Source organism: Paenibacillus sp. J31R122 (genome assembly GCF_056269185.1).
This window is the reverse complement of the sequence record NZ_JBWDNM010000001.1, coordinates 44,820-71,406: the sequence shown is the minus strand read 5'-3', so window position 1 is coordinate 71,406 and position 26,587 is coordinate 44,820. Positions and strand designations below refer to the sequence as shown.

Annotated in this window: 17 protein-coding genes and 2 pseudogenes; all 19 read right to left on the bottom strand. The window is 41.9% G+C overall.

Going from position 1 to position 26,587, the window contains the following annotated elements:
* Positions 1–147: 147 nt before the first annotated feature.
* The 19 genes and pseudogenes from AC0YN7_RS00325 to AC0YN7_RS00235 all read right to left on the bottom strand — a co-directional run bounded on the left by AC0YN7_RS00325 (position 148) and on the right by AC0YN7_RS00235 (position 26,540).
* Complete coding sequence (locus AC0YN7_RS00325) at positions 148–5,403, bottom strand: dockerin type I domain-containing protein (RefSeq protein WP_475807960.1); 5,256 nt, start codon at positions 5,401–5,403, stop codon at positions 148–150.
* A gap of 339 nt (positions 5,404–5,742) precedes the next feature.
* Entirely contained in the window at positions 5,743–8,103 is a 2,361-nt protein-coding gene (locus AC0YN7_RS00320; protein WP_475807959.1) for a helix-turn-helix domain-containing protein, read from the bottom strand.
* A gap of 446 nt (positions 8,104–8,549) precedes the next feature.
* A pseudogene (locus AC0YN7_RS00315) lies at positions 8,550–9,220 on the bottom strand (ABC transporter ATP-binding protein).
* A 63-nt stretch (positions 9,221–9,283) separates the two neighbouring features.
* Positions 9,284–9,985 (bottom strand): RNA polymerase sporulation sigma factor SigK, encoded by a 702-nt coding sequence (gene sigK / locus AC0YN7_RS00310; protein ID WP_475807958.1) that lies wholly within the window; start codon positions 9,983–9,985, stop codon positions 9,284–9,286.
* Positions 9,986–10,184: 199 nt separating this feature from the next.
* Complete coding sequence (locus AC0YN7_RS00305; RefSeq protein WP_475808466.1) at positions 10,185–10,796, bottom strand: vWA domain-containing protein; 612 nt, start codon at positions 10,794–10,796, stop codon at positions 10,185–10,187.
* A gap of 126 nt (positions 10,797–10,922) precedes the next feature.
* Positions 10,923–11,438, bottom strand: a pseudogene (locus tag AC0YN7_RS00300) (TerD family protein); the annotation flags it as partial.
* A gap of 239 nt (positions 11,439–11,677) precedes the next feature.
* Positions 11,678–12,373, bottom strand: a complete 696-nt coding sequence (locus AC0YN7_RS00295; protein WP_475807957.1) for a uracil-DNA glycosylase family protein — start codon at positions 12,371–12,373, stop codon at positions 11,678–11,680.
* A gap of 59 nt (positions 12,374–12,432) precedes the next feature.
* On the bottom strand, positions 12,433–14,214 hold the full coding sequence (locus AC0YN7_RS00290; protein ID WP_475807956.1) for a glycerophosphoryl diester phosphodiesterase membrane domain-containing protein: 1,782 nt from the start codon (positions 14,212–14,214) through the stop codon (positions 12,433–12,435).
* A gap of 36 nt (positions 14,215–14,250) precedes the next feature.
* Positions 14,251–16,395: a right-handed parallel beta-helix repeat-containing protein gene (locus AC0YN7_RS00285; RefSeq protein ID WP_475807955.1), complete on the bottom strand. Its 2,145-nt coding sequence runs from the start codon at positions 16,393–16,395 to the stop codon at positions 14,251–14,253.
* 181 nt (positions 16,396–16,576) lie between these two features.
* Positions 16,577–17,911, bottom strand: coding sequence for a DUF445 domain-containing protein (locus AC0YN7_RS00280; protein WP_475807954.1), 1,335 nt, complete (start codon positions 17,909–17,911; stop codon positions 16,577–16,579).
* A 6-nt stretch (positions 17,912–17,917) separates the two neighbouring features.
* Positions 17,918–19,192: a DUF445 family protein gene (locus tag AC0YN7_RS00275; RefSeq protein ID WP_475807953.1), complete on the bottom strand. Its 1,275-nt coding sequence runs from the start codon at positions 19,190–19,192 to the stop codon at positions 17,918–17,920.
* Between the two features lie 287 nt (positions 19,193–19,479).
* Positions 19,480–19,677 (bottom strand): hypothetical protein, encoded by a 198-nt coding sequence (locus AC0YN7_RS00270; protein ID WP_475807952.1) that lies wholly within the window; start codon positions 19,675–19,677, stop codon positions 19,480–19,482.
* A gap of 399 nt (positions 19,678–20,076) precedes the next feature.
* Positions 20,077–21,477, bottom strand: coding sequence for a hypothetical protein (locus tag AC0YN7_RS00265; RefSeq protein WP_475807951.1), 1,401 nt, complete (start codon positions 21,475–21,477; stop codon positions 20,077–20,079).
* Between the two features lie 15 nt (positions 21,478–21,492).
* Positions 21,493–22,122 (bottom strand): hypothetical protein, encoded by a 630-nt coding sequence (locus AC0YN7_RS00260; RefSeq protein ID WP_475807950.1) that lies wholly within the window; start codon positions 22,120–22,122, stop codon positions 21,493–21,495.
* Between the two features lie 271 nt (positions 22,123–22,393).
* Positions 22,394–22,963, bottom strand: a complete 570-nt coding sequence (locus AC0YN7_RS00255; RefSeq protein ID WP_475807949.1) for a GNAT family N-acetyltransferase — start codon at positions 22,961–22,963, stop codon at positions 22,394–22,396.
* Positions 22,964–23,396: 433 nt separating this feature from the next.
* The gene (locus AC0YN7_RS00250) at positions 23,397–23,699 is read right to left on the bottom strand and encodes a type II toxin-antitoxin system HicB family antitoxin (protein WP_475807948.1); all 303 of its coding nucleotides are present in this window, start codon (positions 23,697–23,699) and stop codon (positions 23,397–23,399) included.
* Between the two features lie 343 nt (positions 23,700–24,042).
* Positions 24,043–24,237: a hypothetical protein gene (locus tag AC0YN7_RS00245; protein ID WP_475807947.1), complete on the bottom strand. Its 195-nt coding sequence runs from the start codon at positions 24,235–24,237 to the stop codon at positions 24,043–24,045.
* A 96-nt stretch (positions 24,238–24,333) separates the two neighbouring features.
* Positions 24,334–25,011, bottom strand: a complete 678-nt coding sequence (locus AC0YN7_RS00240; protein WP_475807946.1) for a response regulator — start codon at positions 25,009–25,011, stop codon at positions 24,334–24,336.
* Positions 24,987–26,540, bottom strand: a complete 1,554-nt coding sequence (locus AC0YN7_RS00235) for an ATP-binding protein (protein WP_475807945.1) — start codon at positions 26,538–26,540, stop codon at positions 24,987–24,989. The genes AC0YN7_RS00240 and AC0YN7_RS00235 overlap by 25 nt, the downstream gene beginning before the upstream one ends.
* Between the last annotated feature and the right edge of the window lie 47 nt (positions 26,541–26,587).

Sequence of the window (26,587 nt, the reverse complement as noted above, 5' to 3'; positions counted from 1 at the left end):
GCGTTTTATTGCACTTTTGGGTGTAAAAAAGGTTGTTTATTGCATTTGTCGTTCCAATTCACATTAGAACCTGTGTAAACCATATAAATTCTTAAATTTCATCGAAAAGGGGAAAGAATTAGATCTCCCCCCATTTCAATGACCTGTTTAATGCAATATAGCGTTGGCTACGATTGCCAAGTCTAGAACATCTACCTTACCGTCTTTATTGACATCCGCTTTAGCATTCCAGCCGATCTGACCTGGTTGTTTGCTATAACTCGCCGAAACAATAGCCAAGTCCCCAATGGAAACTGTGCCATTTTCATTAACATCTGCTATTATTTTGCTGTCTTCAAATGCCTGAACTGCCGCTGCAAGCGCATCTTTGGCATTATCCACCTGAACCTGCGTAGCATTCGGGTCATTCGCTGCCACACTCGCTGCAAGGATAGCCGAATGAAGGGTTTCCTTCGAACCTGTTACATACTGACCGTCCTTATTTCCTTCTACTGCAGCATCATACTTCGCCTGAGCACTTGTCATTAAAGCATTCAGTGCTGTCTTATCCACCTGTACGGCAGGTAAAACAATTTGTGTGCTGGAAGAGGCTCCGTTAATTTGCAATTCGTTACCTAGACCGTTGGCAATTGTAATATTGCTTACACCAAAGGATGTCGTCGTAACTTGGGTTACAGCTTTGGCGGTAAATCTGAATTTCAGTACATCTCCTTGGGCAACAAATCCATCCGGATTTGTGCTTGCAAGAATAATTTGAACATGTCCCGGTATTGTCTCTTGTTGGTCGATGACTTGCAAGCCATAAACAAGTGAGGTCACCGTACCCAGCTGCATCTTCGCCGCATCATAGGTAAGCGTTAGATCTTGCGCATTTATGAGCTGGAATTCACTTTGTGTAACGTTGCTCAGTCCCATCGTCAGATCTAATGAATTTCCAGATATTACCTGTTGTTGATTGGTAAGGGTAGCCTGCGGTGATACTTGCACTGGTAATACCGTTACTTTTTGCAACACATCGCCCGCATATTGATTCACATGACCAACCGCAAATATGGTTCCTGCCTGCGCATACAGGGAAGGGTCTAACGTATCAAAGGTTACAGCAGTGGGTGTTGCACCGGCAAACTCGTAGTTGAGCGTTACATTTTGTGCGAGAATTGGCGCATTTCCTACCGAAGTGGATACATCCGGCAAAGCGCTAACTGATGTCACACCCTCAACCGTAACTGTTGCACTGATCTGCAATCCAATACCCGACAGCTCTCCAAACACGGTATTTGTTCCTGGATTGTTGATAATGCTTCTGTCCACCATATGCCAGTTGATTGTAATCTGATCGGTGCCACCGTCATCAAAATGCACGGTTGTGGTGGCAGGAAGAGTTGGTGTTACTCCAACCGTAGTAGATATAGGAGCGATTGGATCTGCTGTTGCAGATGTATACGGCTTCAAGATACTTACCTTGTAATTCGTTGTTGCGCCTGACTGTGTTTTCTGTGTAATTGTCAATATATTCGTACCGTGAACCAGAGATAGGGCTACAGGAGTCGTTGTGTCCGGAAAACGACTTGTAATGTCTGTGCCGTTGAGTGAAATGCTGTAGGTTGTTCCCGTTGTCGCGGCAGTGGGCAATACCAGCGTTACCGGCTGCGCCATATCGGTAATCGTGGCTGAGTAAGTTTTGTAGCCAGGATTGAACGCGCCGTTCAAGGTTGCATTGCCAATTTTGAGATTGGCATCATAGACGATAGTAGGTGGGGTCGGTACAATATTAACATTGTCAAAGTATGCACTGCTATTAAAGGAGTAAAATCCAAAGGTACCGCTATTAAGGGTACTGGACTGACCCGTAACTGAATATTGTCCGTCAAGCGTTGCAGTTATATTTCCATTGTCGAGTGCAATGCTCAAGGTGTGCCAAACTTTTGTAGTGGTATCAACATAGGACGCCGGAAGCTTCAAATAGGATAAATTTACATTTGATATGCCGCTACCCGTTTGTCGTAATAGCAAATAAGGGCTGCCATCATTCGGAAGGCTGTAATTGTTTCCAGTCCCAGATGTATTCCTTATAATCGCTACCTGGTATGTCTGCGGGATATACTGTAGATTAGTGTTTGGCGGCTGTTGCATATAAATATTAAACCCCAAAGTGTCGTTGTTATTTGTTCCAGCCCAGCTATTAAGAATGTAATTAACGTTTAAAGTATAGTTGCTCCATGTGGGCAGCGGTTGCGGTGAATAATGAACGATACCTTGATTGAAATACATGGCATAATTACTGGTATCCGTGGTATAGGAATTGCCGGTGTCCGCTTTTTGCGGATTTGCCACAACACTAAGACTAGGTGTAGAAGCGTTGACTGCAAAGAAATCTGTAAATCCGTTTGCATTAAGCGTTATTGGACCTGTACCCGTAGTCAGACTTTGTGTTACCGGCATTGTACCGCTTTCGAAATTCCAATTTATTAGTGGATTCGATGATGGCGGTGTATATGCCGGAATCGTACCGCCTGACGCCACATTTGGCTGTACAATGGGGGCATCTTGACCTCCGTAAATATAAAACTCATCATAAAAATTGTCGCCAGTACCATCCGGAGAGCCGAGTGAAACATAGTTAAAGGAGTTTGGTGTATTGGCCCATGTAGCGCTGTTCAGTGTATTAACAATGGTTCCATCCACGGAAAGCACGATGGACCCTGGGGTAGAATAATCAAAAGAAAGGGTATGCCAGCCAGTGGTACGCAATACGTTAGTTGGTGTTCCGACGCCGCCAATATTCATCACGTATTTCTGAGCGCCGTTTGTGGCGCCAGGGTCGATACCCAGCCCGACAACATTTGTGCCATCGTCTGCACGGGCGAAGGTTTTGCCTGCATAGGTGATCGCATAGCCTGCACCATAGGTGGTGTGGTCGGTTGAAAAATTATCGAATATTTTAACGCTTACCTTTTTGTTAAGATTGTTTGCGAAGTTGCGATACAACACAGGTTTGCTGGCGCCGGAATCGTTAATTTCTAGAGATGATTTGCCGCCAAAACCGCCTTCCGACATATACAAACGATTGATTGTCGGCAAAACGCCGCTGTAACTCCATTTGCTTAAATCAATTCCGTTTTCAAAGTTGTCACCAAAATAAAGGTTTGACGGTGTGTCTACTTTGGTTTTCGTAATAGCCGACGAGTATGCAGACGGGAAGCTGCTTGGAAGAACACCGATATTGGCATAATCCATTTTCGAATCATCAAAATTTGACAATCCGTCATTTGCATTCTTAAAGTAAAAGTTACTATTTGTGACTTTCACCTGTCCGTCTTGTAAATGGTCATTTTCGATATTGTAATGCTGCGGATTGACTGACTTGACGTTGGACACATTCAAATTGACCCAACCCATATCAAAATTAATGTTATTTGGAGAGATATTGGTCATACCCTGGTTTGCCATTTGCGGATTATAGGCGACATTATCAATCACTATTTGATTGTAATAGTTGGGTTGGGAATAATTATCGGCCGGATAATACAAGAACGCTGTCATTAATGCGCCATCGTCAGTGCCGTCCTGCTGAATATTGTGAGCGTAAAGATTGGAAAATGTGTTGTGGTGAGTATATTGATCGCGAGAGAGTACATATGCATTCGGTGAATAGTTGCGTCCACCGCTTGGGCCCGTATTATTCCATCCTTGAACGTTGCCGCCAATCAGCATAAATGCTCTGCGCGGAGAGTTATACGCCTCGATATATCTAACGGTATTATAGGTTGCGTTACTTATTGTAACGCTAGATGATTGTAAGACCAATTGACCCACGTCACGTATAACATCGTTTTCAATTAAATTATGGTTCGTGAAACTGACAGCATCGGAATTGCCGTCCACACCCGGGAAACCACCTTCAATTTGCACGCCGCCATAACCGCAATATTCAATAAGGCTATTTTTCACCACGCTGTTTGTAACACCTGTTTTTAGTATTACACCATACATACCTGCGTTTTTAATATGAGCATTTGTAATCGTAATAGAATCGGCGTTCTCAACAGTAATATTGCCGACTTGGTACTGTGGGCGATCGCTTTGACCGCTGTAAATCGGGTTGGATGAATTAACTGCATAGCTAGGGAACGCAAATCCGCGTGTACTAACTCCATATTGCAACCATCCCCAACTCGGACTGTAATAATCTGGGAAACTGGTGTCTTCAAACCCCAGTCCATCGAATGTAATGTTTTTTACCGGAGTAATTACTGTGCTGTCCCATATGCCGGTACGGTTGCCTTTAATATTTACAATACTTTCTGTCGTGGGTACGACAATATCTTGTGCACTTAAATCGGTTTGTGCGGATGTTGGATAATAGTACAAATCGCCGGACTTTGCATTGTAATAAAATTCGCCCGGGGTGTCCAGGTAAGCAAGGTTACCTTGCAGGAAATAACGGGAGTTTGAACCAATGTAATAATACGATGCGAAGGCTCCATCGGCCGCACTAAATGTGCCAGTATCATTAGGGTTATAGGTTAATGTGCGAGTCGTTGTGTTGATACTTTGCACCGGCAACGTATTAGTCTCCCATGAGCGTCCATTGCCAATGTCGTTACCAACATACTGCACACTCAAATCTCCGCGCGTCTGCGCATTGATCAATGCTTGCGTGTTAATAGTGTTGGCATCGGATGCTTTGTATTGCATCGCGGAGTATGAACCGCCCGCCGAAAAGAGAGGATTCTCCAACAATGTCGAGGGATAACCAGGGTATTTATTTGAATTAAGAGTTCGCGCTTGAGTCGCTCTTGTGTCGTTGACATAAAGCGTGTTAACGTCAAACTTGCCGTTTGGATTGTTTGGCAAGGGACCTGACGTTGCAGGCAATCCACCTGGGAACAAGGCGCCCAGTTGTGCATTCAGGTTGGTCTTGTAAATTTGGCCTACCAAACTTTGCTGCATATCCGAATCAGGATTATTCGGGCTGGCTGATGCCTGTACTTGTGTCCAAACGGAGGATGCTTTCATGCCTCCAACAAATTTGGCACTGCCTGGCGCGCCCAATGTTTTATAGATGACATGGTGTCCATTTGTACCGGAATCTGCCGTAGTAAAGTTGACGGTATTCGGTGTGTAATATGTACCCGGTTCAAAGAAAACATAGACGTCACCGGTCATATCTCCGTTAATTGTTTCAACAGCTTTGCGTGCGCCATCCAGCGTGGCAAATGGCTTTTCGTATGTACCAGGGTTAGCGTCGCTACCAGTGGACGAAACAAAAAGTTCTGCTTGAATGTTGGATGCGCCTGTTGTGTCTGCATATGCACTATTTGTTATTGCAGCGAATACCGACAAAATCATGGAAGCGGATACAAAAGTGCAGATAGTCTTTCTGACCATGAACTTTAACATAGACTTTCCTCCTGCGAGGGTGTCATCCCTCTTATTTTTTTGAAAAAAACGAGAAAAGTGAAATTGTTGTGGATAGCTTATAAGTTATAACTGCTGGACAGCTTGATCATCTCCTTCTGTTCTAATATTCCACTTTTTTAAACATAATCACAATGCCTTTCTCGAGGAGAGAAAAGCAGCAGTTCTACATACCTCCTCTCTCTTGACCACATTTTACTTTAACCAGCTCACAAATCGTAGTGTAAAAAGAGCATTTCATTGCATTTTTCATTGTAAAAACGGCACTTTATTGTACTTATCGTTCAAGTACAATAAAGTGCCTATGTAAGATCTCATTTTTCAGTTCATTTCACGTGTTCCCTGCACATGTTTAGTTATAATATATTCTTTCGGCGTAACGCCATATTTCTTTTTAAACAGTTTATAAAAGTAGCTCTCATTTTCCACACCGATTTTTTGGAGAACTTCCTTAATACTGCGATTGGAATTTCCAAACCATTCCGCTGCTTTTTCCAATCTTACATCATTAATATAATCTGAAACCGATCTAGCGTACTGTTGATTGAAAATCTTACTAATTTGCTTAGCAGATACATTCAATTTTTCTGAGATATACTGTAGGCACAATGCTGGGTTCGCATAATCGGCTTGAATTAACTCGATAACCGTGTTATTGATGATGGAATGTTTATCAGATTCAGTCCGATCCGCTTTGGATACGATACTACTGCAAATTTGCAAAATGTTGCCGTATTGCTCATCCAATGTTTCCATACTGAAAAGCTGGTTGGACAGCAAGTTAAAATTAATCAACAAAGGTTCTAATCTGCTTCTGTTGATTTCCTCAGTTACTTGTTTCAACGTATTGATTAAATTCATGATAGATAACAAAACGTTATTGTAGCTCAGCTGGGCAATTTCATCAAATAGTTTCTTCAACGTTTCTTCAGTAGAAGGGACGTTACCGCTTTTTAGCGAATCGACCAGTTTCTTTTCCATGATGGCTGAATAACCAACCTGTGAATTGTCCGTATTGGCTTGTATGATCCTGTTCGTCAAAATACAGGACTTGCCGAATATTAAACGGTATACCGAATTGTTCAATGCCACGTCATACTTGCCGGTCAAGACTTGGAGATTTTCGCAATGGTCACTAATAATAATTGAAATTGTTACTTTAAAGTATTGATTGATATAGGATTGTGCCTTATTCCAAATTGCAGTTATTTCCGAAACCATCTTTTCTTTGTCAGAACCATCTATATTTAAAATAAAGGCCATATGATCATTTTTCATTTCAACGACTTCTATCCGATAAAATTGAGAAAATAGCTCCTGCGAGATGTTCATAATGCCGAATGTACATAGGTCACGATCAAACGGATTGAACATCCCCTCAAATTGAGTGCGATTATCAATTTTTACAATGCAAACGAGTCCAGGTTCATCTTGTTTTAAGCCTATTCCTGACTCGGATGCAGCTTTGATAAACTCATCTTTCGTAACCGATTGACTATCTACAAGCAATTTCCTTAAGAAGTATGTTTTCATAATTTCACGATCCGATTGTTTATTAAGCTTGTATTGGTTTAGTTGATCGAATGAGAGCTGATACGCTTTGTTCAAATAAGATATCTCGTCTTTCGCATGGGATTGATCCATTTCACTCACATTGGATACGACATGCTTGACCAAATTATCAATAGGTTTGTAAATTTTTCGAGAAATAAAAATGGAAGCTATAAAGGCCAGAATCATAAACGCAACGATAATCACAAGTAATGTCAATTTCAATGCATTGATTTTTTGAAACACTTCATCGTATAGCTGTGCTTTCACTAATGTCCAATTCATTTTATCTACAAACGTGTAAGTAATCAGATACTTCTTTCCATTTATGTCCTCTGTAAAATAACCCGTGTTATCGGTAGCGGCTTGTTCGCTATGGTGCTGTTGATAAATCGCTTTCAAAGAATCTTGCAAAGTGCCTTTTTCTTCACTATCCTGACCGACAATTCCACCGCTATCGTCAAGGATCATGATTTGATCATCCCGCTTCTCGTCGACCATGTTGATCTGTTTAATACTGTTGAGCAGCCATTCGGTACTAGCGTTAACGATTAGTGCGCCTTCAGGTTGATTGAACTCACCCTTGAAATCATACATTAAATAAGTGACTACATTCTCGTACCTTTTCTTATCTTTTTCTATGTTGTATTCAATTTTTCTCGGTATAGGCTTCAATTTTGGCAATTCCTGTTTGGAGTGAAGCAAATCTTCAAAATTAACATCTTTGAATAACAAATCTTCCCGCGTTGTGAAGTAAGTTTTGGTATGGCTGTTATACAAATAGATGGAATGTATAAAAGGGTTGACGCTTAATATTGAAGATTTAATTTTGATCATTTCATTAAGTAACTCTGTAAAATCGACATCTTTATTAAAAATCAGTGGACTAATTTCAGGGTTATAATACATAGATAAAACAGAATTAACAATCATGTCGTCCATGAAGTTAATATTATATTTTACCTGGTACAATATTTTTTTGTTCGCTTGATATTCATTGTCAAATACGGCTTTCTCTACATTAACAAATGCGATGACTGCAAATGAAATAAGCGGTAAGAGCATAGCTAACGTAATCCACTGATAAATTTTTCGTAGATATCTTCGATTATTTTTGGTTTTAGAAAACATTATTCCACCTCGAGGTTTGTTGATCTGTAGTTTATATTTCAACAAACTTTTCACTAATCCTGCATGTGTTAGAAGTTCCAAAGTGATCAACATCATAGTGAGAATTTTTATATGCGATACATAAGTATTTATTCCAAAGGTGTACCCTCCTAATATTTTATATCACATCTCACCCACAAAAGTTTAGTAAGATTGCTCTGTAATGTTGTTATCTTGCACAATTCGTAAGACTTGCCTCGTGAATTAATAAGCCAAACAGACTATTATTTTTTATTGTAAAAACTACTGACTCTACATTTCTGCTCGTTACTTCAACTAAATTAGAAAAGAGCTCTACCACGGCAGCTCCTCAACTATAAGCTTTAACTACTCTATTACCTTGAGAACACAAATAGCCCTACGAGTTCTCGTAAGGCCAGTATCAAATAATGTATCTTTAAACCGAGCTAATGAACCAACCGCCCATCCCGAAACCGAACAATCCGCTTTGCCTGCTCCGCAACCTGCCGATCATGCGTAATTACAATAATCGTCCGTCCCTGCTCGTTCAATCGCCTGAAAATATCCATGATCTCCACACCTGTCTTCGAGTCCAGCGCACCTGTCGGTTCATCCGCCAAAATGATCGGTGGATCTCCTGCCAAAGTACGTGCAATCGCAACGCGCTGTTGCTGTCCGCCAGACAGCTCCGAGGGAAAATGTTTCCTGCGATCCAGCAAATCTACGGCTTCCAAAGCTTGCAACACCAGCGGCTCTCGCTGCTTTCTCGACAATCCGCGATAAATCAGCGGAAGCTCCACATTCTCATAAGCGCTTAATCTCGGCAGCAGGTTAAAGCTCTGAAAAACGAATCCGATCTTCCGATTCCGAATCTCGGCCAATTGTGAATCTTCAGCGAATGAATCTGTTTCACGTCGAGCATATACAGGCCTTCGTCCGAAACGTCCAAGCAACCTATGATGTTCATCAATGTGGACTTTCCAGACCCCGATGGCCCCATAATAGCGACAAACTCGCCTTGTGCGATGTCCAGCGAGATGTCATCCAACGCTCGAATGGTTTCTCCACCCATATAGTAAAATTTACTAACATGCTCAATCTGAATTAAGGCTGTCATTATCTTCGCCTCCATTATTTGATGCCAAATGAATGAAGTCTGCGATGAAAGAACACTTCGACATTACCGCTTCACCTTATAAAACTCATGATACAACTTCATCAACGCCCGCTTCTCTATTCTCGACACATAGCTCCGACTAATCCCAAGCTCCTTCGCAATCTCCCGCTGCGTCCGCTCATCCCCGCCATGCTCCAACCCAAAACGTCCTATTACGACTTCCTTCTCACGGTCATCCAATATGTCGAGATTCTTATAAATCTTACTCTTCTCAATTTTAAGCTGCACCTTATCCACAATATCATCGGCCTCGGTGCCGAGAATATCAATCAACGTAATTTCGTTGCCTTCCTTATCCGTGCCAATAGGATCATGCAGCGAAACGTCTTTACGGGTTTTCTTTAAAGATCTGAGGTGCATAAGTATTTCATTCTCAATACAACGTGCCGCAAATGTAGCGAGCTTCGTGCCTTTCCCTGTTTGGAAGCTCTCGATCGCCTTGATTAATCCAATCGTACCGATGGAGATCAAATCCTCTAAATCTTCACCTGTATTGTCGAATTTTTTCACTATATGCGCGACAAGTCGTAGGTTATGTTCGATCAGTAGATTGCGTGAACGTTGATTACCTTCTGCCATCAATTGAAGATGTTTGGTTTCCTCCTCTTCTTGAAGCGGTTGCGGAAAAGCATTGTTTTTGACATATGATACAAGCAGAGACAATTGTTTAATAAATAGCGCTATTGCTGAAAACAATCCTGGCATGCACAAACACCCCCACGCTGTATTACAGATGAACACTGAAGTCTGTTCTAAAGTGTATGTGGGTATCAGCCTAGAAGTGCATGTACCTTCAGAGTATCCTGCAGAAAAATGCTTCCGGTAAACCTGAGTGCCATGAGTGAGCATTGTGAATACATAGCCCCAATTCAAAAAGCCCTATTCACTCAATCATATGCAATTACTATCGTATAATCCGCTTTTGCTTCGCCTCTTTAATCCACATTGGAAATTCATTCAAAAGCTGATCATACAGCAACTCATCCGATATGGCGTTAATATCATCTATATGGATGAAATTAGCGTTGTCTACGATCCGTCCTTCCATCGTGTCCAGCTGCTTTAGCACTTCAAAATCAGAATGGCCGATGCCTACAAACTGCCAGAAGATGGGCTGTACAGCGGATTCAATAATGACCTTCTTAATTGGCTTCACTACCCCGCCATCATTTATGAAAATAATAAAGACAGGCTCGCCGGAATCATCTTCTTCCGTATACTTCTTAATTACATCCAGCATGACTGGAGGCTCATTGTTGCGTCCGAACTTATGGATGTCTTTATTATTCAATATGCGATTTTGCACATAGCCGCTAAAATCTTTCTCTGTAACGGAAGGCAACCGGCTAAAATGGGTGTCATATACCCACACATCCAACGTCGCGTTATCGTCAAATTTACAAGCGACTGCCAGTATACGTTCGACTACCTCCTGCACAGTTCCATTCTTATATAAATTAAGCATGGATCCTGTAATGTCTAGCACGATGCCTACTCTAGCTACTACATCGACCATTTTTTTCTTTTCCAAGGTGATCTGCACAAGCTTCTTGCGCAAATCAATAGTCGATAAAACCAGTTCTTCGGTGGCTGCCGCTGCCTCTGATGTATCCTCATCAATCTCAAGACCAAAGTTTGTACATAAGGCTGCCAGCCCTCCATAAAATCCACTGCCTATCGCATTGAACTTCCATTCGCCCTGATGTCGATAAAGATCGCCAACTACGATTGCTGTCTCTTTTGAAAATTCTGAACCATAATCAAACCGGAATAGCTCCTCGCCAGTATCGGCATTCAAAAGTCGTACATACAGCCCCGTAACATCTTTCATAAAATGGCCTAGCTTCTCTCCCTCATGAATCGTAGCGGAAAAAGCGATTTTCGCTGTGCTTTCCGCTACTCTTGATAGAGAAATTTTAATACTCTCTTTATCCAGCTTTTCAGATTGAGTATGAGCTACAGCACCATTCCTAGAATTAGGATTGCCATAAAAAATAAAATCCTCATCCTGCTCACAGCGGCTGCGCTCTGACAGCAGGAAGCAAGCCGTATCTATACTCATAGACGAATTAGTAGTTGACCACCCGAAACTCAAAGATATATTTTTTATGCCTCGTCCTTTTGTAATATCCACCTTTTGTCCTTTTAGAAGCTGAATATGATCATCTCCTCAATACCTCATTGGTTTATTCGACAGTATCATGTCATATATTCCATTATACTGCCTATGCATACATATTTCGATAGTCCTGGGCGTTGTCCGCGTGCGTCAAATCCATAGAAATCATTTATTGTTTTTAGCGCAGCTTATGACAAAAAACCGTGCATGTAGCATGCACGGCTTTCGATTTCGATGATGATCTGTTCCGGATAATTCGGAGTAACCAGCACTTCATTTTAGCCAGCAAACCACTCGCTGACCTGCTTCATCATTTTATCTTTATTTTGCTCGAACTGCTTTCTCCGATGTCCATTCGCTCCAGAGGGATGAGGCATATCGAATAAACATCGCTCCGAATCAATCCATCCTTGTTCAACAAAAAACTGTATAACTTCCGAAACTGATTTTCCGAGCGGAATAATAAGCGCCCTTTGCACGGCCAGCAGCTCCTTAAGCAGAATCGTTTCCGCATAATAATAAAGCATCTCCGTCCTCAGTATCGCTGGATTATGACCGGTATAGTTTTTGCCATCGATAAAAACAGGGTAACGAATTACCGATGTGGTATGGAGCATATCACGATGTTCTTCAAATAAGGATCCGCTTTCCGTTATTCCAATCGCCTTCGGCAACCCAATATCATTCAACATTTCAATTAGATTATTTCTCATCGATCCCGCAAAGCTCGCTAGTTTTTTCGCCTTTTGATCGATTTGCTCGATCGGAGTGCCCTTCAATAGATCGGCTCTGGCGCTTTGAAGCGCCAGCCGCATTTGTGTAAATCCAGGGGTGATGCCGATAATCATCACTTTCGCATGTTCATTAACGTACTCATAGGGAACATAATAGATCGAAAGGCTGCCTTCCTTCTTCAAAAGCAGCTCGTTTATAAATAAATCGTCTTTAGACAAGCTTCCAGAAGGTAATGACAACAGTACATCTTTGTATCTCAGAATCTGAGTCAGCTCTACCAGGCTCCTTGCCTTGTTTATTAAAGATTAAGCTCAACCATATTTTGAGCACGCGCGGGATAATCGGTTATGATCCCATCAACTTCAAACTTCAATACCTCTTTTAAATTCCATTCACTATTAACGGTCCAAACCCAAACTTCACGGCCATTTCGATGCGCGCGTTCAACCAGTTGATCAGTTAGCATCGCTTTCTCTATCGTATAGAAGTCAACATCCAAGAGCGATAAATCACCTATCGCAAAATATAATATTTGGCCGATTTTGATATCCGGATTTCGTTGTCTTATTTGCTGCAGTGTCTGCCTGTCAAAGGATTGGATGTAGCAATCCTCAATCATTTCAAACTGCTCAATAAGCTCTACTACTTTATTTGCAAGCACTTCGCCAGGACCATACGGCTTTAGATCCACAATAAGCTTCGTCTTCCCTTGCGCTTCCGCGAGCACCTCAGACAGCAATGGAATATGATCAGCTTCATGAGACTCATCTGTTCGCTTGCCAAGGTCAAACTGCAAAAGCTCATCATAGGTCAAATCACTTACTCGCTTCGATAAGCCCGCCATGCGCTCAAGACTCATATCATGATGCAGGACAACCATTCCATCCTTGGTCAGCTGCACATCAATCTCTACTGCATCGACACCTTCACTAATGGCCGCCTGTACAGCACGGAGTGAGTTTTCGGGAGCATCGTCCGTAATCCCGCGATGAGCCGACAGTAACACATTCCATTTCATGTAGACTAGATTATCATTAGCTAATTGACTTACAAGCAGCATCAAACTCAAATAAATGATCACAATTGATGAATACAGCACGCGTTTCTTGGTCTTGCGCTTTAGAAAGGAATACAACATGCTCTCGAGATGACCAATCCAGCGGCTTCGATAAATTCTCAGCTCATCTCGAGGCATAATTCCCCGGCTGCGGTTGAAGTTATAAAATAAACGGGTCAAAAAAATAATATTTACCGGTACAAGAAGCAAGGTCAGCATATATGTTAATACAGTAGAGATTGTTAATGAGTAATGATCAGTGAAAGCCTTTAGCACATTGATATTCATCCAAGATGGAAAATAAGCAATCAAAGATAAAATAATAAACCCGACTATTAAGACGACTCCATTCAGCAGAAATAAATAAATAAAAAGTGAAACAGGCCGACCTCTCGTTAAGGCCATACTGCTTTTAGTGGCTGCAAAGATCGATTTTCCCTCGATAAAAATATAATGCATAACAAAAATCCAGCGCAAAAATGTATATGCGGCAGCTAAAAATAGTAAGAAATAAAGAGTGAGTATAAAGTACGGTGTATTGTGAAGTCTGCTATTGAAAAATATCGGTACATTAAATTGTGAGAAGAAAGTTAAAGATATTGGGGACTCAATAAATGGAACTAACATCAGCAAAAAAAATAGCAATGGAATAATTCCGAGCCCGAATATTTTCGGCGTTTTCCGAAGCGTTGTAAGTAAAGCATCCGAAATCAAAACGTCATTGCCAAAGTAATTTTTTTGAGCAATTGTTATAATAACGCCAAATTCTATAAATAACACAATGACAGCAACCAAGCAGATCGCAATAAGACCTAATATCCCTGTGTAGCTAAGCCCAATTTTGAAGATCTCACCATTCAGTATGGAGCCAGACCCCACCGTGCGAATAATTCGATTAAATATGTAAGTCATCATCGGAATAAACACAAAGCTCGTCAACAGCATGAAGAGATATTCAAACAATAGATGCTTCTTAAACGTTCGTCGAAAATCTTGAATACTCTTAACAAATAGCTGCAGCATAAACATTCATCCTATTCATCATGTTTGCCCGATAACTTATTTGAGAATATTATCCTTTGCGTTATCATTTTTCTTTAACGAAAGTATCGCATTAAACAGCTTGTTATTCTCAATTGTGTAAGGAGGGGCTCCGGCGCCCGCGTAAATCGTCGAAATACCAATTACTTCTATATTTGATGTAATCGTATTTCCGCGAATCGTTGCTTTTAAGATATCATGCTTTTCACTCTGCTTCCAGTAATCATTTATTTTGATCACTTCGATTTTATTCGAGGTTCCCGATATCAAATACTTCGCGTTTATTGTGTTATTTTCGAGAACTACGCTTTTCGCGGCCTGTACACTAATGGCATGCAAATTTCCAAGCTGCTCGAAGGTTGAATTTTTAACCGTCAAATCCAGTTTGGGATGACCTGCGGTAAAATTGCCGCTTCCAATAGAATTTGATTTAAAAGTACAGCCGTCGAACACGTATTTCCCTGCGGATTCCACCATAACAGCCCCAAATTTTCCACCCTCCGCCCCTTCAAACTCGCAATTATTATAAGTCCCCGGCGGAAGACTCAAACCGTAGGTTGTGTTAAAACCAGTAACCTTCAAGTTATCAAAAATACTTCCTTCAGCAACGCCACCTACAACAGATCGCAGCTTTGGCTCACCTATGATCGTTAGATTTTTAACGTGGATTGGCTTGCTCCAGATGGAAAACCCTGATTCGCTCTTATTATTATTATACATCGTAATATTCGAAACACTGATGCCAAACGGTATTTTAGAACCTACTGAAAAAAGTGAATCCGTAAATTCCATACCATCGATCTTAATATTCGGTCCAGTGAAGCTTGTATAGGAATCATTCATTTTGTTGTCGATAAAGGTAGCGTCATGAGCCGCAATAATACGTGTGCCGTCGAAATGATTGTTTTTGATAAGCGCCCCTTTGAACGGATCAGAAATGGCAAGACCAATCGCACCTTTAGAAGCGAGATGATTATCTTCCACTATCGCATCACGGCCATCGTAAAGAATGACATCATAGGACGCATTGTTATAGAATTTATTGCTTTTGATCGTAATGTTGCTGTTGCGATGGCCGTTCTCACCAAATCCGCCTTCTAGATCAATACCGGATTGCGGCATCGTCCCTTTCATATCATGCAATTCATTGTTTGCAATAAGGACATTATCGGCTCCGCCAACTGTTATACCCTGCCGTCTATTGAAAGCAAACTCCGAATTTTCAACGACAACGTTTTTCGTTACGACTCGGTTCCAGTACTCAATGTACGCCCCCTTCTTGGGCGGCTTGTTGAATACGAGGTGGAAATAGTTGGCTCCATCCGGAATTTCTATAATGTCCCGCACCTTTTTATTAGCCAACGTTGTAATTAACTTCCCATCGGCTTTGAAAATATAAATATCATAGGTACCGGGAAGATTGATTGGATTAGACAGCTCAAAATAGCGTTCGGATTTGAATATCGCATTTTTGAAATTTAAAGGCATCTTAGTTCGGATCTTCTTGGCATTATTGACAGGTCTCCCTGTATCATCAAGCGCGCCTGATATAAAATGATCCTCATATAAATCCTTAACCATCGTTCCGTGGCCGCCTAATATAAGTCCATCTCCCGTGAAGTTTTCGGCCTTCACACCATTAATCTTTACATTCATAGCTCCTTCAGTTAGTATTCCATACCCGCCTTCATGCGTGCCAGACGAATACTCATATTCCTTCTTGGTATAATTATGCGTGTCTTTATCTCCGCGGTAAGTGCCTCCCTTAAGAGTCACATTATTAGCACCATAGCCGATGTACATAATCTTATAGCTTTCCTTTGCATTCGTCTCCTTCTGAAGAATAGCATTGGACGGCAACTCGAAAGTCATATTGCTAACCATATTAATATGGCTGTCTTTTGCAATTAAATAAGTACCAGACGGAAGAAGAACCTTCGTTTTCCCGTTTTGGTTCGCCCACTTTAGCATATTGTTAATGCCCGCAGTTGAATTAACAGAATGTGTGCCATCATTATGAATACCCCACTTTGACAACTCGACAACGTATTGATTATTTTCTACAGCAGTAACGGCAGTTGCACTATTGGTTGATAATGCGATCGGTGATAAGCTGGCTTGTACACCAAACAGCAGTCCTATTATTAAGTTTGTAATTTTCACTTTAGTCCTCCTATTTTCTCCATCTACCTAAAGAGCTGGTTTGCTGTCCCCCTTCACATGGATAATATTTACTTTGTTTACTATACCATCATCCGAATTCTTTATAAAGAACATGACTCGGAAAATAAAAATAAGCATTTACCCCACTTCTCATCAAAGTGAAATAAATGCTTAATTTTTGTTACAGCAATTTTAACAATGGCTCATAAACACCGTACAAAATAATATAAAAAGCGGCTCCAAGAGTGGCTCCAATATACGCACCGTTCAATCGGATTCGTTGCAGATCCGTATCCACCTTGCTCTCGATGAAGTAGACTAGCTTTTGCTCAGTAAAACCGTCCAACGTCTTTCGAACGATCGTTCCGATAATCGCATGCTCTGTATCGATCATTTTATGGACGAACTTCTGAGCGTATACTTCAAGCCAATCCTTCGTTTCCTGATTTGATTTGAACCATTCCCAGTACGTCCTAATAATTCTGTTAATTAATTGCTTCATATCGTCTCGATTCACATCTGATGTGCTTTGGACGATATACTTCATTTCTGTATCCCGCGTCAGCATTTGTCTAAAATTCGTTAACACCGCTTCAATTGAAGGCAGCAACGAGATTTTCTCAAGCATCTCGTCTCTCCACTCATTAACCGCAGCTGAAACATCCGCTCGATTTTGAAGGTTATCAGCCAGCTTATACACCATATCCTCTACTAGAACACGAAGCTCATGCTTCGGATCTCTTAGATCATTCATTAATTTCTGCAAATCATCGTATAATGCATCTGTCGCATCATCAAGATTAAGCGCGTTCGTGGACTCCGCGATTTCAACGGCCATTTTTTTGACCCATTTGGAGAAAATACTGCCCTGACTCACAAACTTCTCCTTCTCTTTGGTCAGAAGGCCTCGGATCGCTCGCTTCGTCTCATCGCCTGTGACTCGGGTAGCCGCATACTCTACAACTTGGCTAATAGCCTTTTGAAAACTACCCTTATCCATCGCCCATCTTAGCGCTTTACCAGCATAAGGAGCCATATCAATTTTACCTAAGCCTCTGCGAGCCTGCTCATCCAATTGAATGGAAACACCTTGCAAATCAATCTTCGCCAGTATACCTGCCACAAGCGCCCATGCTTGCTCTGATACCGATCCTGCTGGCCGGCGTTCAACCCAAGATATTGCGATTTCTACAATATGAAGCTGCTTTACTTTCTCCTTCAACATTTCCTTGCCTAATAATTGCTGCTCCACCATAGTCGCAACACCGTCAATAAGCTTATCCCGATTTCTAGGAACTATCGCTGTATGTGGAACCCATTTCCACCCAAAAGGATGCCTGAACAACACTGTGACGGCGAATAAGTCAGCAAGTGCGCCGACAAGTCCCGCTTCCGAGGTGTAGAGCAGCATACGCGGCCACCACGTGTCAGGAAAGCGATACACGCAGTAAACAGCTCCAATAAACAAGAAGGCTAAAATAATCAGACTTCTATTTGCTTTCTTTCTCATTTCCATGGTGCCTTATCCCCCGATCCAAAACGTTAGCAAATGAAGTACGACCCCGATCAGCGCGCCAACGCCGATACCGTTAATACGGATGTATTGCAGATCACGGCCCGCCTTCTCCTTGACCAATTGAATAAGCTCCTCCTCGGAGAAGGTGCTTAGCTTGTCATACACCGTCTTTCCTATATAAGAATGCTTCAGCTCCATCCACTTGAGCAGTGTCGTTTTTACGTAAAGATCAATACGATTGAGCAGCTCCATATTGCTCTCCAGCTGGGCAACCCCCTGCTGCACCTTCTTTTTGATCCAAGGATAACGCTCGGACGGTTCTCTATTTTCTGCAGTCGCTTTCTGGTGCAGAGCTTCGAGTCCTTCTTTAATGTAAACATCTAGCTTGATATCCTGTTTGATGGATGCGAGCAGCGTCAGCTTTCCTTGCTCTATTCGGTACCGCAGTTCCTCGTCTGTCCGTAATCGCTGAACAAATTGCTCGATCAGCTCCTTCAACTGCTTTCTTTGCGGATGCTCCGCGGAAGAGAACTCCTTCATAAAGGTAACAAGCCACACTTGAATTTTCTCCGTTATAGTTGCTGTTTCTAAGCCAGCCGAATAGTCGATAAGCTTTCGTCGAAATTTATCTCCTTCATATGAACGAATAGCTGAATCGACAATTTGGCCAACAATCACAAGAAATTGTGGAGATTTCACAAGCTTTATCAACTCTAGAACAATAAATTCAATAATACGATCGTCATATCGATGACGGATCGTCCAATCCCCAATATCTGCGGCAATTTCCGAAACCTGAACCATATCCGCATGATCAAGCATAAAGGCCTGCACCGATTGTGCGAGCTCCTGCAAATCGACCTTCGTCAGAACATCATCCGCAAGCTGCTGCAAAATATCGTTAACGCCTTCTTCGCCTCCATGCTGTCGTAAATACGTTACAAGAACATCAGCAATGTTATATTCGTCCAGTCTTGCTTTAATATTTGGAATCGTGAGCAACTCATTTTGTACCATTTGTACAAGCTCGCCAATTAGTCTCTCTCTGTTTCTCGAAATAATATTAGTTCCCATCCACCTCGGCCAACGAATATGAAGCGGATTGCCGAACAATGCGCTAATGGCAAAGGAATCAGCTAAACCGCCAATTGTTGCCGCGCTAAATAGTGAAAATAACAGCCCTCCCGCAAACGTATCGTGAAAAGGAAAAGCAGCCATAATTCCGATAGCTGAAAAGAGCAGTGCTAGATCAGCTTTTTTCTTGATGCTAAATTTGTTCATACATATGCTCCGATCCTCATTGTCAATAATGATAATTATCCCATATCTATAGGGTACGAAACAATAGATCGCTTTTTGAACATAATTGCACTTAATAAATACGATATACACATCGAAACGCCAAAAAAAAGCGTACAAGCTATTAGTAGCCTGCACGCCTCGCCGTTCGCGTTAATTTCCACTTCATGATCCTCACACCTTACTGTGACTGATTGATCTGTTCTTAGATCACATCAGTTGTCCACACTTGCTCGAATTCGCGCCTCCACCAGCTCACCTTTCACTTTTCAAAGAGTCTCAGCTGCATGCTTTAGAACAATTTCATCCAGCTTCACACCCTCTACATCATAAGCCTGGTAAGTCATCGTGTCTCCTTTAACCGTTATACCTGCAAACATTTGCTTCTCGTTTTGAAAATGTACCTTGTGATAAAATTTATCTTCCTTCTTCTCATTAAATTTCTGTCCGGATGTGTTGGTTACCACGTAAACTGTACCTACCCGATCACTGACAATCGAATCGCGTTTGTCTACTGAATGGCACTTGCTTTTTCTGGATCAAAACCATAATCATTCGTTTTTAACTGTATTTCATCCAATCAAACCTACATCCAAAACGCCATATATTACTCAGACTGTATTTCATGCAACCAAATCGTCCATTTCGAAGAAAAACGTTCCAAACTACCTGTTTGATTGGATCATTTACATTCAAACGCATCGGGACATGGATTAGTCACACATTTGAATGTACAATATCCATTCAAACCACCCACCCATCCATCCAACCACCAATCCATCAATTCAAACCACCCAACCATCAAACCAACAATCCGTTCCCCCTCCATCGTTACCTATAATGAAATCACACCTAACTAAACCAACTCAATCCAATTTCGTATAATTCATATCATTCCAAACAAGCCATTCTGTTCCTATCGGAACAATATCTGTGCCGTAGAGGCCAAGTCGCTTCACTTTATACTTTTCTGTATCTAAATCGAATTCATGATATTCAGTTATTCCCGAAATATCATCGCTTGTCACCCAAGCATCCCGTTTCTTGTTTAATTCCGTCAACCACTCCCCGTTCTCTGTCACAACTGTAAGCAACAATTTCTTCGTATCCACCCAAAATATCCTTCGATCTCCCCCTATTGAGACTAAATTCATACGGGCAGGAACCGATCCCGCTAAATACTGTGTCTCAGTATTAATTATTAAATCATGCGACTCTCCTGACTTTATATCCAGCAGGCTATAGCTTGAATTGATTTTGCTCGTCTCTGATTCCAACTTCCGATCCAACTCGAACTCATGCAGCAGCGCAAAACCATCCATACGATCAACCCATCCAGACACTTCGATATATTTCCCTGACTCCTTCCCAGTTTGTACAGTGCGAATCATTTTCCCTTGTCGATCGAAAAATTGAATCCGCTGCGGGGCGATGATGTCTACTTCACCGTCATCTCCAATGATATGGGCATCGCTCTTTTCCCTTGTATCTTGGTAGGCTGCATATTGGCTATCCGTGCTCCATATGAAAGCAGGGTATTGGTCATACCCTTTGCTAAAATTCACTTTCGATAGCAAACGTCCCTTTTTATCATGCAAACGGAATTCTTTCTTATCGTAATCGGAATACCAGAACCGTTCGCCATCGGGAGACTTTACAGTCATATGGAATGGCCAAGAATGTTTGAAATTAGATTCGAGATGAGTGATTTCGCCCTTGAGTAGATCGAACGACCAGAATTGACCAGTATTGTAACTATTAAGCACCAATGTATCCTTCGTATCATTCATCCAACTAGGAGCAAAATGATCGTCTATCGGCATTTCTGGAATTTCTGGAAAGAGGATTGTCTTTTCACCTGTTATTATATTTAGTTTTTCTAGACGCAAAAAATAGCCTCCAATTCGGTTAGCATCGTTAACAACCGAGACATAAACAACATGACGATCATCCAAAAAACCGTAAGCTGCGGCAACTGAATCTACATTGTACGTATCTTCTATTTCTACACTATACAGTGGAAAAACGTGAAATTCGGCAGTTTCAGGATTGACTACAACGGCGTCTCTCCTATATTTCATCTCTTCATTACTGCTTTGCGTTCTAATAATATGCACGGCGTATGATGCACCTTCTATTGGTGGAGAGACTAGCGTTTGAGCGGTATAAAAATTATTTTCGTCCGTATGTGCCAATCGGAAACCATCATCAGTCTTCTCCATCTTCAATTGTAAATCACCAAATGTATGATCTAAAGAATCATCCACTGTAAGCCTACAACCCTAGCATTCCGTCCGAACGAAACCTTCATCTTGCCAGGTGAATAGTGATTCCTTATAGTCCCCTTTTTCCATATCGTAATAACGGTTTATAAATGAGGAATTGCCTGCTTTTTCGTATAGAACGGAGTAATTGCTATCATCAGCTGTGAATAGGTCCCGGTGAATTAGAACGATGCCCTCGGGCATGAAAGAGTACAGATTATAAGTAGAGCCGTTCGATGAAAAATATTGACCAATCGAAAAATCGGGGTAACCATCGTTATTATAGTCCTCGAAATCAATATCGAAGCTACGGTTTTGGGCGAATGTAAGCGGTCCGCCGCCGAACGAAGAATTCAAATCCATTGTATGAATGGTGGAGCCATCTTTCCCGATCAGCTCCAGTCGAAAATCCCCCTCCCAAAGAGCGCCAAGCTCCTTCTTTTCAACAGATTGGGCAGTTACCCTACGAACATAAAGCTTTTCCACATCACCGTTCCGATCATAATCGATTTCTGCTTCGGCGATAATTTTCGTTGGGTCCGACGTTGTTTCCGATAGAGAAGTTTTTTGAGAATTATCGCAAGCAGCTAATAAAAAGAGAGCAATCACATAAATTGCTACATAGATTGCAACCATAGCCTTATTCATCACTCAATCACCACTTCCAACAATTGTTATTTAGTTAGACTGTGTGGTTGATCCAAATGTTGCAATATACATGGGTGTTTCACTGAATACACTAAGTGGATTGTTCTTGTTCCTTATCCGTACACTCGAAACAGATTAAGGATTTGTCTTCTAAAACGATCCCGTTAATAAATCCATCATTGCAGTAAACTTGCTTGTTACATTCTTTGCAGTGCCCAACAAACTCCTGCATTACTATTACCTCCCTAATTTGTACCTAAATTTGAGTTACTCATAGAGACTCTTCGCTATGTTTGCCCTCAATTTTTTTTCGAAAATCACTCTTCAGCATTGCATAGTAATCTATATCCTCATATTTATCCCACTTCAAAAAATGTTGGCGAAACGTCCCTTCATACCTCATTCCAATCTTCTCCATCACTCTTGAAGATGCAGGATTCTTTGTCATTGCTGCGGCCCATAGACGATTTATGTCTAGATCATTAAAGACAAATTGACAAACTCTATTGGCGGCTTCTGTAACATACCCCTTACTCCAATAAGGTTTTCCGATCCAGTAAGCCAGTTCTGCCTTTTTGTGCTGCTTATCAATGCGAAGACCAATTACACCTGTAAATACACGATTCGTTTTCTCTAAAATGGCGAAAGAAAAGCCATCTCCTTTTTGGGCGGCTTCTGTTCGTAAATTAATAAATGTTTCCGCTGAACCTTTTGGATATGGATGAGGAATGTTAAGTGTTGTGCTAGCAATCTCATAATCATCAATAAGTAATTCCATGGCCTCTGCATCACATGGCTTCAAAAGCCGCAGAATTAACCTTTCCGTTTCAAATGTTAGCAAGACTCATACCTCCCATAATAATTTTGAACGTAAAAAAACTCCATTCTATAGGAACGAAGTGCTCCGCGTTACCATCCTGATTGTGCATACAAATACACCCCTTGCTTGGGTAACATCCATTCTCCATCTTCAAGTCGCATTTTCACAATTTGTAACACTAGATTGCTCGAATCTTAGTTGGACGCTGGGATCGGCGCAACTACATGCGAACACCTTATTAGGGCTGATTACGCAAACACTTACTATCATACAGATAAACAAAAAAAATCGGTAACAAACTTTTCATTAACTGGTCCTCACAATTCATCAGTACAAACATTCCCTCAATGTATCCCTATAAAATGGTTCTTACATATGGTATAAATCCATTCTTAAATAAAGCCTTTTCGGTTTTGAACTATCGTTACTCGTTATCGTAACGACATTAGGCGGTTTATTCCGAAATAGGACGGAAGGTGGTCCATCCCATCCAGTTATCCAGGGGCGTTGAACTTGGATCACTGCCAGGCTCAGGTATTGGCTTACCATGCTTAATGCAAAATTCAAAATATAACCTTTTGATGATCTCCAAGTCATTTAGCAACTCATCATGAGTTCTACCTTCAGCTTTTAATCCTGGAAGCTCCGCTATCTGAGCGAACAAAAATTGTCCATATTCAGGATCTTTTTCTGAGTTGACTTCTTCGATTATCACATTGAATTTAAGTTCCATGTAATACTCTAAATCTCTCTGCATTTCCGCTTTATACCACCTTTAAAGTTATCCGTTAGGGGCAATCTGCCAGATAGTTTAATAAAATGAGCAAGATACCGTATTTTATCGTCAGAGTAACAGGTTCTTCAAAGCCAAAGTCTCCTGGAGTGTACCGCTGTTTTACCCAGACTTTTGCATAACCAAAAATGTAAAACAAATGGGGTTCCAATTTCATGGGAATTAGGTTTGTAAGTATATTCAGAGGAAGTTAAATGCCGTTGTAATGGATTAATATCTAGTGGATTTTTAGTATATCGTAATTATTTCTTTAATGCTAATCTCAAATAATCAACATGAAAAAGCCGGTGAATGCCGGCTTTTGTTGTTACTTATACGGATTACGAATTCTGCCAAGCGCGATCGTCGAAATCCAAAACGTTTTGACATAGGAAGGCTCTCCGTTCGCGTCCACTTTGAAGAAGATAACGTTGCCGGCAACCAACGTCATTGTGAAGTCATGTGACACGCCGGTCATATCCGTTTTGGCGGTACCACCCAAATCTCGATGCCATACATCCATATGCTTGCAATCGTTTTGTTAGGAGTATGTAATTTTATATTTTTTGTAATCACTTCCGCAAAGTCACCCATAAAAACCACCCCTATGACCTGCCCCTCACCGCGAGTAAATATCGAGTATTTTCAACTCCCGCAGTATCGAAACCACTTCTTTCATGCTGCCTTTCACGAACTTTTTCAATATTTTGTTTACCTGCGTGCGAATCGTAACTTCTTCGACATGCCTCTCTTTGGCGATTTCCTTGTAAGTGAACCCTTTGTAGACGGCCGTGAGGATGCCGAATTCGGTATCGGTCAGTTTGGAAACGATGTTCAACGTGTAGATCAAGCTGTTTTTTTCGTTTTGGAGCTTGGTGAATTCACCCAATATTTTGCCTGCTATTTCAGGCCTCATATACAACCGGTTTTGATGGGCGCTGCGGATCGAATTCAAAATGTCGACGATGGAGCTCGTTTTAACAATATAATCGACCGCTCCGGCCCCGTAAGCCTTAAATAGGACTTCGTCCTCCTCGTGAATGGTGAGCACGATGATCTTGACATACGGCTTCTCCGCATTAATGCGGGCGATCGCTTCGATGCCGGCCATCGCGGACTCCATCTCGATATCCATCAGCACGATATCCGGACTGCAGGCGGATACGATACGGACGGATTCCTCGCCGCTAGCAGCCATGCCGATAACCTCGATGTCGGCCTCCCTGTCGAGTATCATCTTAAAATAATCGCGGATATCTTCGATATCATCGGTCACGACGATGCGGATTTTTTCCATTTCCCATCCCCCCTTCCTGCGCCTGCTATCGGCAAAATAACGTCAAATGCCGTGTACTGCCCCTTCTCACTTTCAACCGCTATAAAGCCCAAATGCGCCTCGATGACCCGGAATACGTAAGAAAGTCCGACTCCCCAGTTTTCGTGTTTGGATTTCGTGGAATACAGCGGGTTAAATATTTTTTTCTGTTCTTTCTTGTCGATGCCCGTACCATTATCGGTAATCCTGATCAGCACCCATTCCTGTTCGGCAGCGATTTCGATGGAAATAAAGCCGTTTTCCCTTTTGGCGGCCTTAATGGCTTCGGCGGCATTGACCAGCAGATTGATTAGCGCCTCCGTCAAATGGTACGGATCGGCATAAGCATACACGTCGCGGGCGCGGTACTTTCTGCGTACCTCGATATCGTCGCCGATCCTCGCCTTTTCCAAGGCTGCATCCACGCATGCCGACACATTGACTTTGGCCGGCTTCACTTTGATTTCCTTCAAAGAATCGAGTACCTTAGCCGTATGATTGAGGGAAGTCAAGCTGACTTGCTGAAGCCGCCTGAGGGCCTTCAGACCGTCCTCGTTCCCGAAATTATTTTCGGCCTGCTCCGCCAATATTTTCACGGTAAACATCGTGTTCTTAAACGAATGGAAAACGCCCTTCAAATTAGCGTTCAATGAGCTCACATTGCGGTTGATTTGGCGCTTCATAAAAAAACTGGTAGCATCGATCCCCTTGAACTTGACCAGGATCACGATCATGCCTTGCACGGCGAGCAGCATCACGGCAGGCATCACTTGAAAATAGAAAGCCGGAATCGCGAGCTGCGCCGGAAAGAACAGCATGTTCGAACCGCCCGCTGACAAGTAAAATTGCTTGAAGGGACCCACCGCGAAGACCGATACGAACAAGACGTTCATCAGCCCCAAATTCGCGGCGAGCGAAACAATTTGCTTCCTTTTTAATGTAATGCTCGTCCTCGCCATATGCCTGCACAACAAATAAATCGGATAAAACAAATACAGCGCCACCCAGACTAAGTTCAATGCGTCCATACCGTATAGAGCTGCGGACAAGTCGTGATTCCGGTAAAAGGGGTCTTTCATCCAAATATATGCCAAAAATCTCGTATCCGGATCGTAGCACCATACGTAAAACAGCGGAGGAAGCGCAAAAGCCCCGTAGCGAAGCCATTTGCCGAACCTTTCTGAAGAGCGGTAGGAACTGACGATAAACGTAAAAACGAACTGCGGAATACTGAACAAATAAACGGCTGTCCCCCAGTTTTGCAGCCGGAACGTATCATAGTAGTTGATTTTCAGGGAGCTTAAATACAAATACATTTTATAGTCCAGAAAAAACAGGGCGTTCTCGGGATATTTGTAGGTACCTCCTTTCACGACGTTAAGAATTATGCCAAGAAAGATCAGGTTCAATCCGATGACCATCATGACGAGCAGCCAGGCATAGCGGTTTTTATAGCTGCGTACGATCAAAAATACCGAAAACAGCGTTAACAGAAAAATGGTATAAATCACGGCGATTCTCCTTGGACAAACTTCCTTCAAATTCACTCTAGCAAGAA

Excerpts from the sequence above, each read along its gene's own strand:
- AC0YN7_RS00245 (WP_475807947.1), bottom strand. The coding sequence starts at position 24,237 with ATGGATGTATGGCATCGAGATTTGGGTGGTACCGCCAAAACGGATATG.
- AC0YN7_RS00240 (WP_475807946.1), bottom strand. The coding sequence starts at position 25,011 with ATGGAAAAAATCCGCATCGTCGTGACCGATGATATCGAAGATATCCGC.
- AC0YN7_RS00305 (WP_475808466.1), bottom strand. The coding sequence starts at position 10,796 with ATGGTCGATGTAGTAGCTAGAGTAGGCATCGTGCTAGACATTACAGGA.
- AC0YN7_RS00325 (WP_475807960.1), bottom strand. The coding sequence starts at position 5,403 with ATGTTAAAGTTCATGGTCAGAAAGACTATCTGCACTTTTGTATCCGCT.
- sigK (WP_475807958.1), bottom strand. The coding sequence starts at position 9,985 with ATGCCAGGATTGTTTTCAGCAATAGCGCTATTTATTAAACAATTGTCT.
- AC0YN7_RS00320 (WP_475807959.1), bottom strand. The coding sequence starts at position 8,103 with ATGTTTTCTAAAACCAAAAATAATCGAAGATATCTACGAAAAATTTAT.
- AC0YN7_RS00275 (WP_475807953.1), bottom strand. The coding sequence starts at position 19,192 with ATGAACAAATTTAGCATCAAGAAAAAAGCTGATCTAGCACTGCTCTTT.
- AC0YN7_RS00260 (WP_475807950.1), bottom strand. The coding sequence starts at position 22,122 with ATGAATAAGGCTATGGTTGCAATCTATGTAGCAATTTATGTGATTGCT.
- AC0YN7_RS00290 (WP_475807956.1), bottom strand. The coding sequence starts at position 14,214 with ATGCTGCAGCTATTTGTTAAGAGTATTCAAGATTTTCGACGAACGTTT.
- AC0YN7_RS00250 (WP_475807948.1), bottom strand. The coding sequence starts at position 23,699 with ATGCAGAGAGATTTAGAGTATTACATGGAACTTAAATTCAATGTGATA.
- AC0YN7_RS00280 (WP_475807954.1), bottom strand. The coding sequence starts at position 17,911 with ATGGAAATGAGAAAGAAAGCAAATAGAAGTCTGATTATTTTAGCCTTC.